This window comes from Arthrospira sp. PCC 9901, assembly GCF_059013425.1.
This window is the reverse complement of sequence record NZ_CP102296.1, coordinates 4,813,684-4,825,895: the sequence shown is the minus strand read 5'-3', so window position 1 is coordinate 4,825,895 and position 12,212 is coordinate 4,813,684. Positions and strand designations below refer to the sequence as shown.

The following is a 12,212-nucleotide window of genomic DNA, read 5'->3' as shown; positions in this document are numbered from 1 at the left end:
TACCATGTCCTCCGATCGCACCCGCCAACCACTTCCCTTTGAACCGAAAAAAACCCGCAAAAAGCAGGCTGAAAGTAGCAAACCAGCCGCCTCAGACCAGGGAAAATCGGATAAATCGGCTTCGCCCAAGGTAGCTAAAACCCCAAAAACTAGCCGCACATCGGACACCTCTGCGCCGCGCCGTCAACCTAGACGGGAAGATATGACTATTCCGGAAGTAGTCAGTCAGCGGATGGTGTCCCGGATGGTGGTTTTATCCGGTATTCCTCTGTTAATGGCTATATCTACCTTTGTGGGCAGTTATTTTATTGTCACCAATGAGATATTCCCCCTACCCAACACAGCAGTCTTGCTGGTGAGTCTGGGGTGCTTTGGCTTGAGTGTGGTGGGTCTTAGCTACGGAGTTCTCTCGGCTTCCTGGGACGAAAACCTAAGTGGGAGTTTCCTCGGCTGGCAGGAATTTAAGATCAACCTAGGGCGGGCGATAGAGGCTTGGAAAGAAAGTCGCCAGCCAAGTTCACCCAAAAATTAAAAAAGCCTACAGGAATTCCCTTACCCGAAAAGGTAGGGGATGAAAAGAATTTAAAGCGTAAACAACAGCAACTATCCCGAAAGCAGAAAGGGTCTAATAGCCTTAATAAAGCCGGAACGAAGAAAGTCGCTAGAGTTTACGGTAAAATCACTAACTGTCGTGAGGATTTTATACACAAGCGATCGCGTAGGATAGTAGGCGAAAACCAAGTCATTGTGACGGAGAATCTAAATGTCAAAGACATGATGAAAAACCACTGTCTGGCTGACCTTGAAAAAGTGGGATGGGGAATGTTTATGACTATGCTTAAATACGCGGAAAATGATGGTTAAAGTTTATCAAGAAGTTGATAGGTTTTTCCTTCAGATAAAACTTGTGATGTGGGCTTAAATCAGGTGGGTAGTTTACGGCTTGACATCAGGGAATAGACTTGTGAAAATTGCCAAACCAAACAGGATAGAGATATTCACTGAGCGATTTCTCTCAGAGATGAGGGGCTACGAGTTTTTACCTGTGGGACGCGGGGCAAAGCTGATCGTCAGACTGTTGGTGATTAGAGGGGGATTCACTGGTAATAACCAGATATTTCGGGAAATATTTTTCTAAGTATGGTAGTCTATTGAGTAGAGAGTTAAGCAATAGCCAAAGATGGTTTGCTGAAGCATCAAGTAGCTGACTATAGCTATATTGTAGTGAGCAGTTGAATAGACCACCAGAATGGACTCAACAATAGCGCTTTTAACCTAACTGTTAAAGGCTCTTAGAGTGACACATCATCTGGCGTGATTACTTCACTTCAGATGGTGCCCTACTCAGAAACTTCCGGCTCTGGCCAGATTTTTCGGGGTTAAATGTATCTGTAAGTCATAGTAGTAGAGGACCAAAGACATCTACTACTGTGCTGGTCTCTGGGTAAGAATCCGGCGCTGTATGCTTGCGTAGCGCGTAGGGACAGTTGACATTAGGTCTGTACCCTTTATTAGCCACTCAAAAATGGTGGCTGCGACAATTTTGTGAGGTTTACATGATTATTGTAATGAAAGTTGGCTCTCCAGAAGCCGAAATCGAACGTCTTAGTGATGAACTCCGCAGCGGTTGGGGTTTAACACCAGAAAAAATCGTCGGAAAACATAAAGTTGTAATTGGGCTAGTAGGAGAAACAGCAGGTCTTGATCCCCTACAACTCCGGGAAATTAGCCCATTTATTGAACAGGTGTTACGAGTCGAAAAACCCTACAAACGTGCTAGTCGGGAATTTCGTCACGGCGAGTCCAGTGATGTAGCTGTTACCACTCCCAGTGGAATAGTTCACTTTGGCGAAAATCGTCCCCTAGTGGTGGTGGCGGGTCCCTGTTCGGTAGAAAATGAACAAATGATCGTGGAGACGGCGCTGCGGGTAAAAGCTGCTGGGGCGAAGTTCTTACGCGGTGGCGCATTTAAACCTCGCACGTCTCCATACGCTTTCCAAGGTCATGGAGAAAGCGCTCTGAACCTTTTAGCTGCTGCGCGTGAAGCGTCAGGACTGGGAGTGATTACAGAGTTAATGGACGCAGACGACTTAGAAAAGTTGTCTGAGGTGGCGGATGTGATCCAAATTGGCGCTCGTAATATGCAGAATTTCTCGCTGCTGAAAAAAATAGGGGCTCAGGATAAACCAGTATTGCTGAAGCGGGGTATGTCTGCGACTATTGAAGAATGGCTAATGGCCGCAGAATATATCTTAGCGGCGGGTAACCCGAATGTGATTCTGTGTGAACGGGGAATCCGCACTTTCGATCGCCAATATACCCGCAATACCCTTGATTTGTCGGTAATTCCGGTATTGCGATCGCTCACTCACTTACCAATTATGATTGACCCGAGCCACGGCACGGGATTTGCGGAGCACGTTCCATCTATGGCTAGAGCGGCGATCGCCGCCGGGACAGACTCCCTGATGATCGAAGTTCACCCCAACCCAGCCAAAGCCATGTCAGATGGTCCTCAATCCCTGACTCCGGCAGATTTTGATCAACTAATGCAAGACCTATCGGTTATCGGTAAATCGGTTAATCGCTGGTCGGAGGAGTCAGTTGCAGTCCCCGCCTAGTCTAATAAAGGTTTAACGACCATATAAGTCTCAAATGCACGGGTTAAGGCTCGTGCATTATTGATTAGTCTCTATGGGAGGAATCACTATTTTTAATCAGCATATCCACCTGATGGGTGACATTTTTAAGTAGCTGGTACAGCAGAGGCAAATTTTCCGATGAGAGATTAGCGGAATTACAATGTCCTTGCAAGTCATTAAGTTTCCTTTGCAATTGTTGAGCCAGACGCAAAGCATCCAAACTCAATTTTGATAGTTGTTGCTGTTGATAAAACTTTAAAGCCGCTCCTCGTAATACCTGTAAATTAGCTTCCTCGCCATAATTCCCAGGAACCAATCGCAGCCGCAACAGCAGATGAGTATTATAATAAATCCGCTCAATTTCTATCTGTTTGGGTTGGGAAATTGGTAGCATAGGCAGTTTCACCAACCGCTTTAACTCATTAATCACCCATTGAAACTGCGATGGTTCTAAATTATCAATAACAGACTTGAGAATACCATTTTGGCTCCATAAAATCCGTCCTTTGGATTCTTGCCTCTCAAAATACAGTCGGCCAATACCCTCCAACAACACCCTAGCTAGTAACTCTTCCAACAACTTTGGTGGTGGTAACTGAGACAGTTGCTCTATGGGACTACTCAGATATTCGGGACGAAGATCCAGCTTAGGTAACATTTCATTAATCTTTGAAGCTGGAGGTTGTTTAGCCCTTGGCAGTTTTGGGGAATCTGGCGGCGATGTTTCCCCGGAGGTTAATGGTTCATCGGGAGGGGTAGGAGAGTTATCTAAAGGAGTTTTTTCGGTGGTGGGTTTTTCGCTATGGTACAAATAAGCAGTCAGAATAGAGCGATGGCTCTCAGCCGAAATCTGCTGACTCACAACAGAGCAATTTAGATATGCTAGGATCTGGTGGGCATAATTTAGGGCTAATTCATCATCAGGATCGACCATACCTAAATGCAGGGTATTATCCTTGAGAGATATGGGCAGAATCCGGTGATGCAGACAGACTTCAAAAGGCAAAACACTATCAACCAATGGGAAAATCTGTCCAGCATCTAAATATTCCTTTTCGCCTGTTTCAGAATTTGTTAACATGAGCCAATGAAAAACTTAATTTGACAATAGTAACTATCTGTGTTTGCCTGAAAATTTAACTTAAACCGGCAATTATTAATTGTTCTAGTGTGTTGATTTACTGTGTCACGGTTTTTAGTGTCAGGTACAAAACTTGACGGGATTTGATATTTATTAGCATACCCATACCCCAATCATAGCACGCTCGGCGATCGCCATTTTCTTGTTTAAACCCCTAGGTAAGTTATTGAGAGTTATGTTCAGAACATTTCTGTCACCGGCCCTCAGTCCCATGATATTACTATCATTATTATCAATACTACTGCCTTATAGTAGTATGGCTGCCACTACTACCCCAGGAGTAGATGTGGCAAAAACGGGAATTTCCCCAAAATTTGCCACGGCCTATCATGTCAGCGATTGGCTACAATATTCTCCTAGTCAACTAGAATTAGTTATTCGCTTAGGAGAACGTCGGGTTTATGTCATGAACAACGCGCGTGTTGTAACTAGCTATCCCATAGCCATTGGTAGAGACGGATGGGAAACCCCCATCGGCCACTATCAGGTTATTCAAATGATCGAAGAACCAATCTGGGAACATCCTCTAAATGGAGATATTATCCCCCCAGGTCCAGATAACCCCCTTGGTAGTCACTGGATTGGGTTTTGGACTGATGGCACTAACTACATAGGTTTTCATGGCACCCCCAATGAAGAAACCGTCGGACAAGCCGTTTCCCATGGTTGCGTTCGTATGTTTAACCGGGATGTGTTAGCACTATTTAACAAAGTGCAACTGGGAACTCCCGTCATTGTTGAACCCTAGATTGAGATGAGGATTGGTCATCTATGGAAAAAAATCCCAGGAGACTCTAATATGTCTCCTGTTTTCGCGCTCAGTAGAAAATCGACACCTAATGCGACTAAAATAGACAAATTGCCCGAAATCCTCGAATGCTAACTCAGAAAACCCCTAAACCCCTCCGTTGGCAGCGCAGCAAATACTCACCCCTCACCCGACAGATTGATGTTTTTTCTGCCGCTGGGACGTTTCTGTTCTATTTGTGGTGGGATCGGCTTTGGGGAAATAATGCCTCTGCCACTAAACAAAAGCGGGCAAAATGGTTAATTCAAACCATGCTTGACCTGGGGCCAACATTTATTAAAATTGGACAAGCCCTTTCCACCCGTGCTGATATTCTGCCCTTAGAATATGTGGCGGAGTTAGAAAAACTCCAGGATAAAGTACCTCCTTTTAGTGCCGATCGCGCTGTAGCTATTATTGAGTCAGAATTGGGTAACTCTTTATTTAGCCTTTATCGTGAGTTTAATGAGCGTCCCTTAGCCGCCGCCAGTCTCGGACAAGTTCACCGGGCTAAATTGCATACAGGAGAACAGGTCATAGTTAAGGTTCAACGCCCAGGACTTAAAGAACTTTTTGATCTGGATATGCAAGCCGTCCGTCGTGTGATGCGCTTCTGTCAACGTTCTTTTGCTTGGGCAAGACTCTATGATCTCGATGCTATATATAATGAATTTTTCATGATTTTATATCAAGAAATTGATTATATTAAGGAAGGCAAAAATGCCGATAGATTTCGAGATAATTTTGAGAATTATTCGGGAATTATGGTTCCTAAAGTTTACTGGGAATATACCACCCATAAAGTTTTAACTCTGGAATATTTACCGGGGATTAAGGTTGATGACCGGAAAACTCTACAAGCCTGCGGTGTTGATATTAAACGAGTTAATCAATTAGGGATTTGTTGCTATCTTAAACAGATTTTACAGGATGGCTTTTTTCAAGCAGACCCCCACCCCGGAAATATTGCTGTTAGTTCTAATGGTAGTCTGATTTTCTACGATTTCGGGATGATGGCTGAAATCAAGGCTTTGGCTAAGGATCAGATGATCCGCAGCTTTTTTGCAGTGATGCGAAAAGATGTGGATGTGGTGATTGATACTCTGATTGATATTGGTTTAGTTGAACCGATGTCTGATATGACTCCGGTGCGGCGCTTGATCAGGTTTTTGTTAGATGAATTTACGGAAAAACCTATTGATTTTCAAGCCTTTAATGTGATTAAAGATGAACTTTATATAATGTTTGAACAGCAGCCTTTTCGCCTACCTGCTGAGATGACATTTTTACTCAAATCTTTAACTACTTTAGACGGAGTAGCCCGCGCCCTAGACCCTGAATATAATTTGGTAGACTGCGCCCAACCTTTTATTAAAAGTGTTACTGTTTCTAAGCAGGAACGGGGTAGTTTAGTGGGAGAGTTGACTAAACAGGCGCGAGATTTTATCAATTTTAAATTCAACCAACCTAGCCGCGCTGAGTTATTTATTAGTCGCCTAGAACAACGCATTGAGGAAGGGGAAATTAAGTTTAGGGTTCGTTCGATTGAAAGCGATCGCGCTTTGAAACGGGTTAATTTTGCCCTCAAAACTTTGATTCATGGTTGTTGGTCAGGATTTACTCTGATTTCGGGAATACTATTAATAATTGCTGGTAAAAATGGCTGGGCTGTTTTTTTCCTAGTCATCGCTGGGGTGGGGGTGGTAATATTTTTGCGATCGCTTCTCAACCTCTCCATTCGTGAACGTCTCGATCGCATGGCGGAACAGTAACAGCCTAGCCTCCTCAGTCATCCCTGTTAGAGATTCCTTATTCTTAATTAATGATCCAGACTAGAGAGATTTATTGACGTTGTAGTAAAACGGCGGTTTGCCAATAATAGGCTTCTTGGCGAATTTCAATTACTTGAAAAAACGGTTGTACCATCTTACAGAAATAATCGAGGTCATAAAAAACGAGCGATCGCGTATCTCGACCCAAAGTAAACATAGCAAAATCCGACTTACTATATTCATCATATTTTTGTAAACATTCAGCCCTTTGATCTGGCGGCCAAACATTATTATTAGATAACCACTTTTCCTTAAAGTCTTTAATTAGATTCATCAGATGCTGTTCTTGGATAGTAATATAAGCAATACCACCAGGACTAATAATCCGACGAAGTTCTAATAACCAAGCCTCAGCCAAATCGTCAATATGGGTAAAAACCGAACCCGCATAAATCAAATCAAAATATCGATCCTCAAAGGGTAAATGGGGATTAGTGGTACAGGTCAAAAAGTGAAAAGGAGGCCTCATATATTGCTTACACCAGTTAATGCAGTCAGCATTAATATCAGCCCCCCAAATTTCGCAGGTATTAGCTTGATCGCTTAAAAATCTCATCATTCTTCCAGACGCACAACCAAAGTCTAATATCCGGCTTCCTGGGTTTAAAGAAAACTTAGCTTTTTCTAGGGATTCTAAAAGTAGGCGAATTTGAATTTTACCAGATTCAAGATAGTAGTCCTCCCCCCTGTCTGCAAATACTAGCATGAGGGGACGTGGAGGGATGGGAAACTGCCAGGTTTTGGTTTTATAGTCTTGTATTGGGGGGGTAGGTTTAGGCATCATGTAGGATACTGAATCCCCTGATTTTGGGTAATATTTGAGCCAATCAATAGGTTCAAGATTATGGGAAATTTTCGGGTCTTGTGATTGAAGATGCTCTGATTTTTTTTGAAGTTCTTGTAATTTATTCTGTGCGGTTGTAAAATCCGGCTTCAGTTCCAAGACCTTTTGAAAATAAGCGATCGCTTCATCAACCCTTTTAACTTTCTGTAAACACTTAGCCAATTTATAGTAAGTTTGAGGGGAATTGGCGTTAAGTTTGATGGCGCTTTGGTAAACCGGAATCGCCTGGTCAAATCGCTTGAGATAGACTAAGGTATCAGCTAAATTACTATGAGTCCAGAAAAAATTAGGGTTAATTTCAGCAGCTTTTTGATAAACGGGAACCGCCTCCGACCAGCGTTTAAGGTGTCTGAGTGCATCTCCCAAATGATTATAAGCCCAACAAAAGTTAGGGTCAATTTCTATAGCCTTTTGATAAACGGGAACCGCCTCCGACCATCTTTCAAGTTGAATTAAAGCCTCACCCCAATTATTATAAGTCCAGAAAAAAGTCGAGTTAATCTGAGATGCTTTTTGATAAACAGAAGCAGCATCTTCCCATTGTTCTTGTTGACTGAGAGCTTGTCCTAGGTTATTATAAGCCCAGAAAAAGTTAGGGTCTAGTTGAATAGCTTCCTGACAGACTGGAACAGCATCTTCCCAGCGTTCAAGTTTAATAAAAATCCCACCCAAACTATTATAGGACCAGGAATCTTCGGGATTAAGTTTAATAGCTTGTTGATAAGCACCGATCGCCTCTTCTAATCTACCAGCTTTCACCAGAAGATTACCCCATTTTTGGTAAGCATCAGCCCAACCGGGGACCAAGACAGTAACTTTACGATAACAGGCGATCGCCTCTTCAAGTTTATTTTCCGCAACACAAGTATTCGCCTGCTGATATAGTTGCTTAACAGCAGCTTGAATTTTTTTGCTAAAAGTTTGGTCAGCATTAGGTTGAGGGGTATCTTGAGACATAAAAACCTCCAGAAATGCTTTGATACCTCAATTCTATCAGCCCTCTGGACTTCTGGGTGAGATTTCCCCAGGGACAGATCACAGTAGTTGTTTTGTGATCATATTTCCGTGATAGTCTGTCAAAGTCCGCAAGCCTCCACACTTAAAAATAAATGTTCCAGCAGCCATAGAGTTCTATCCCACTCTCGACCAGCCATCACACTCAAGGCGGGTAGATGACCTTCGGGGGCTTTCAGAGAAAATGATAACTGATCATAGTCTTTGACATATATATCATCTGATGGGTGGCGATCGCACCATCCCACCCGTTGAGCAAATTCCGTAGTGTTTTGTTTAACCTCTTCCCAAATCCGCCTTTGAACCCCAAAGCCAAAGCGACCGCGACTAGCCTGTTCCCAAACTTGATTAATTTCCCTTAACTCTCGACAGGGAAAAGTAGCTATTTGTGCGGTACTAAAACACCCAGCCTGACTACCGACAATTTCCAGCATTAACCGAGAAGTTTCAGCATCAGCCTCCCGCCATTTTCCGGCTTTCATGAGATCCTGTAACTTTTGATAAGGATTGAGTTTAGGGGCAACTTTGGGGGGAGTTGGGGGAGTGGCAGCGTGGGTATATTTTTGGGTGATCGGTGGAACAATGCGCTGATAGTTCTGGGTAGGTATAGGTTGATACTGATAGGGATAGGGCTGTTTAAGAATTTGTAGCACTTCTTGAGCCGACTGATAGCGATCGCGAACAAAATCCCGGGTTAAGCAGTCCAAAACCTCTGCTAATTGTCGCGGGACGGAAGTATTAGGGGGTAAACGTTCTCGCCACACCCAAAGCCCTTCCATAGCATCATAGAGGTCATCTGTGCCACTTTCCTGGGGTAAACACCCAGTCAGCAAACGCAAACAAGTCACCCCTAAACTATACAAATCACTAGCGGGGTAGACCTGACCTCGTAACTGTTCCATGGGTACATATCCAGGTGTACCGACAGTAGTTCCCTGTCCCACGGTGGTAGTTCCCGTCACCTGTTTAGAGACACCAAAATCAATCAGGATTAACTGATTATCGCGGCTACGGCGCATGATATTTTCTGGTTTGATGTCACGGTGAATAATATTGCGATTGTGGATAATCTGGAGGATCTCAAGCAATTCAGACAAAATTTGATAAATTTGATCAGGATTAAAATGTCCCCTTTGCTGTAACTCCTGCAACAGATTCTGTCCATCAATATATTCTTGCACCAAATACAGTCGCCTATCTTGTTCAAAATAGGCAATCAACCCCGGAATTTGGGGATGTTCCCCTAACTCATATAACCGCTGGGCTTCTTGTTTAAATAATTCCGTGGCTTTTTGTCGCGCTGCTGTTCCCTGAACTTGTGGCATAAATTGCTTAATGACACAGGGATGATCCATCCGATCAACATCTTTGGCTTCATAGGTGCGACTGAACCCCCCGTATCCCAATTGTCGAATTACCCGATAGCGGTTTCGGAACAATGGCAGCAAAATCGCCGCCCCACAGCTTTGACAAAATCGATAACCCTCATTATTAAATGGGTTAGGGCAACTTGGGTTGCAACAGTACAGCATCTCCAGGGTTGAACGAGTTTGCTCTATTGTCTCATGTTTCTCGATCTACCCTGGTGGCTGTTCAAATTTGCTCAGGGTTTTTTGAGGATAATCCATTACATCAGACTTACCCAAACCTACTGGACTGTTTCGGCTAAAATAGGGTAATAGATACCGAGGACGGAGGACTGCAATTATGGGAAGAGGTCGGCGAGATAAAGTCTATCTAACGGTCGAACAGAGAGAAAATCTGGAACAAATCAGTCGAAATGGTCATGCACCCGCCAAAAAAATCCTACACGCTCGTATTTTGCTGATGTCTGATGAAGGAGAAATGGCTCCGAGAAAATGGACAGACCAACAAATAGCAGAAGCTTTACAAGTCCATCAGAATACAGTGGGGCGCATTCGCCAAAGATTCCTTCAAAAAGGGGAACAAGTGGCTCTCAATCGGCAACCGAGAAAAACTCCACCGACTCCACCCAAAGTAGATGGAGCCACCGAGGCTCAAATTATTGCCCTGTGTTGTTCGGACCCCCATCTGGGAGAGCTCAGTGGACGCTCAGACTGTTAACATCCGAACTCAAAAAACGGCAAATTGTCACCGAAATTTCCTGTACGACCGTGTGGCGGACTCTAAAAAAAACCAATTGCGACCTTGGAAAACCCAACGATTCTGTATTCCCGAACGAGATTTAGCCAGATTTGTGGCTCAAATGGAAGTCGTTCTCGACCTCTACAGTAGCGTCCACAGTGAAGAGGAGCCTTTAATCAATATGGATGAAGCCTCAATCCAACTCCGAGGACATCTCTATGAGGCGGTCGCCATGAAACCCGGACATGACAAAAAAGAGGACTATCACTATACCCGTGAAGGGGTGCAAGCTTTGTTCATGTTTTTCGATCCCAATCGGGGCTGGCGACGGGTCAGCAACCGAGACTCTCGGACGAGGGTAGATTGGGCTGAGGAAGTGCGTCAACTTTTAGATGAAGACTATCCTCATGCTCGAAAAGTCAAGCTGGTGTGTGACAATCTGAATACCCATAACATCGCCTCACTTTATGAGGCTTTTCCGGCTCCCGAAGCCCATCGTTTGGCCCGGCGGCTGGAAATTTATCATACACCCCGGAATGGCAGTTGGTTAAATGTCGCCGAAATTGAACTGAGTATTTGATCCAAGCAATGTTTGGCCCGAAGGATCGCCACCAAAGAAGCGCTGCACCGGGAGATAGAAGCCTGGCAAAAAGAGCGAAATCAGACCGCATCTCGGGTAATCTGGAAATTTGCCACCGGCGATGCCCGCCTCAAATTAAAACATCTTTATCCGGTTTTTGAAATGGCTTGACCTCCAGAATTCCCCCACACTTTCTGAGAGTTAGTTGGGAGCGATCGCCTGTTTCTTGCTGTCCGTTTTCGGCGATCGCCCGTTTGGTGTCGTCCTTTTGACGCGATCGCCTGTTTTGTGCTGTCCGTTTTCGGCGATCGCCCGTTTGGTGTCGTCCTTTTGACGCGATCGCCTGTTTTGTGCTGTCCGTTTTCGGCGATCGCCCGTTTGGTGTCGTCCTTTTGACGCGATCGCCTGTTTTGTGCTGTCCGTTTTCGGCGATCGCCTGATAGTTTTTGAGCGTCACTGTTTGTGGAGCATACTAAAGCAGCAAATTAGCCGAAACGGTCCACTACCCATAACTAGACTTTTCTATGTCACCATCGCTCCTGACGGCCTTCTGCTCTATAAAACTTAAACAAAACCGGACATAGCCGGATATTGATGTTTATTTCTGGCTTCGTCCGGGACTGTCGGCAGCACCCCGTCCACAAGTGTAATCGTCGGAACCCGGCGATTTGGTATGGTCGAAAGAGAGGTCGCCCCCTCCAACTCCAATTCAAAACCGTGCATGCGAGTTTCCCAGCACACGGCTCCTGATGTGAACACCCTATTATCAGTAGGAACAGGGTTACTACCCCCTGCTTTATGACCTCAACTTTGGGAGCTATATACACCACGTAGTCTTTAAACTCGCTCACGTCATAAGCACTCTTACTTGTCGCAGTCTCTATATCCACACCGTGACTAGTGGGCATATCCCAACCATTACAGTTAGGCATTGGCTTTCAGTCACATCCTTTCCCCTTATGGGCATGCGCTTACACTTTTCACTACTCTACGAGATGTACTCGCAGAGAGCCCAATAGGGGTTTAAACGTTCCGTATATATGGGCATTCCATCTTTAGATTTGTCCTATCCACCGGGGTATATTTAAAGGTCTGTGTAGGTAGTATAGAAAGACTCCTACTTTTCCCCTTACTCTTTTGAGCGCAGCGTGTCAACCTATTTCGCTACTTTATAATGACGATGGTTCAGGCCAGACATTCGGTTTCCCTAATCATGGATGGTTGGCAGTGGTCGCATCTAGTAGTAGGTTCTACATCACGCCTTCC

Annotated in this window: 10 protein-coding genes and 1 pseudogene; 6 read left to right on the top strand and 5 right to left on the bottom strand. The window is 44.5% G+C overall.

The genetic code is table 11. From position 1 onward, the window contains the following. Positions 1 to 4 precede the first annotated feature (4 nt). The 3 genes from NLZ44_RS21390 (at position 5) to aroF (ending at position 2,621) form a co-directional block, all read left to right on the top strand. Positions 5 to 532, top strand: coding sequence for a PAM68 family protein (locus NLZ44_RS21390; protein WP_493751091.1), 528 nt, complete (start codon positions 5 to 7; stop codon positions 530 to 532). Beyond that, on the top strand, positions 493 to 864 hold the full coding sequence (locus NLZ44_RS21385) for a transposase (protein WP_006626142.1): 372 nt from the start codon (positions 493 to 495) through the stop codon (positions 862 to 864). The genes NLZ44_RS21390 and NLZ44_RS21385 overlap by 40 nt, the downstream gene beginning before the upstream one ends. Positions 865 to 1,556: 692 nt before the next feature. Continuing rightward, positions 1,557 to 2,621: a 3-deoxy-7-phosphoheptulonate synthase gene (gene aroF / locus NLZ44_RS21380; RefSeq protein ID WP_493751090.1), complete on the top strand. Its 1,065-nt coding sequence runs from the start codon at positions 1,557 to 1,559 to the stop codon at positions 2,619 to 2,621. 64 nt (positions 2,622 to 2,685) lie between these two features. Here the strand turns inward: aroF and NLZ44_RS21375 are convergent, their stop codons facing one another. Further along, the gene (locus NLZ44_RS21375; protein ID WP_111894563.1) at positions 2,686 to 3,723 is read right to left on the bottom strand and encodes a GspE/PulE/PilB domain-containing protein; all 1,038 of its coding nucleotides are present in this window, start codon (positions 3,721 to 3,723) and stop codon (positions 2,686 to 2,688) included. Positions 3,724 to 4,039: 316 nt separating this feature from the next. Here NLZ44_RS21375 and NLZ44_RS21370 point away from each other — a divergent pair, with 316 nt between their 5' ends. Together NLZ44_RS21370 and NLZ44_RS21365 are read left to right on the top strand one after the other, a co-directional pair. Next, entirely contained in the window at positions 4,040 to 4,531 is a 492-nt protein-coding gene (locus NLZ44_RS21370; RefSeq protein ID WP_493751089.1) for a L,D-transpeptidase, read from the top strand. Between the two features lie 128 nt (positions 4,532 to 4,659). Continuing rightward, positions 4,660 to 6,342 carry an ABC1 kinase family protein gene (locus NLZ44_RS21365; protein ID WP_493751088.1) on the top strand — a complete coding sequence of 561 codons (1,683 nt, stop codon included), beginning with the start codon at positions 4,660 to 4,662 and terminating at the stop codon, positions 6,340 to 6,342. A gap of 70 nt (positions 6,343 to 6,412) precedes the next feature. Here the strand turns inward: NLZ44_RS21365 and NLZ44_RS21360 are convergent, their stop codons facing one another. Both NLZ44_RS21360 and NLZ44_RS21355 read right to left on the bottom strand, forming a co-directional pair. Then, complete coding sequence (locus tag NLZ44_RS21360; RefSeq protein WP_493751087.1) at positions 6,413 to 8,203, bottom strand: tetratricopeptide repeat protein; 1,791 nt, start codon at positions 8,201 to 8,203, stop codon at positions 6,413 to 6,415. Between the two features lie 119 nt (positions 8,204 to 8,322). Next, positions 8,323 to 9,792: a protein kinase domain-containing protein gene (locus NLZ44_RS21355; protein WP_493751086.1), complete on the bottom strand. Its 1,470-nt coding sequence runs from the start codon at positions 9,790 to 9,792 to the stop codon at positions 8,323 to 8,325. A 175-nt stretch (positions 9,793 to 9,967) separates the two neighbouring features. Between NLZ44_RS21355 and NLZ44_RS21350 the strand changes: the two are divergent. Further along, a pseudogene (locus NLZ44_RS21350) lies at positions 9,968 to 11,117 on the top strand (IS630 family transposase). On the opposite strand, the gene NLZ44_RS21345 reads toward NLZ44_RS21350, so the two are convergent. Together NLZ44_RS21345 and NLZ44_RS21340 are read right to left on the bottom strand one after the other, a co-directional pair. After that, entirely contained in the window at positions 11,077 to 11,403 is a 327-nt protein-coding gene (locus tag NLZ44_RS21345; RefSeq protein WP_493751085.1) for a hypothetical protein, read from the bottom strand. The pseudogene NLZ44_RS21350 and the gene NLZ44_RS21345 sit on opposite strands and share 41 nt — an antisense overlap. Before the next feature lie 107 nt (positions 11,404 to 11,510). Next, positions 11,511 to 11,669, bottom strand: coding sequence for a hypothetical protein (locus tag NLZ44_RS21340; protein WP_493751084.1), 159 nt, complete (start codon positions 11,667 to 11,669; stop codon positions 11,511 to 11,513). Positions 11,670 to 12,212: the final 543 nt, after the last annotated feature.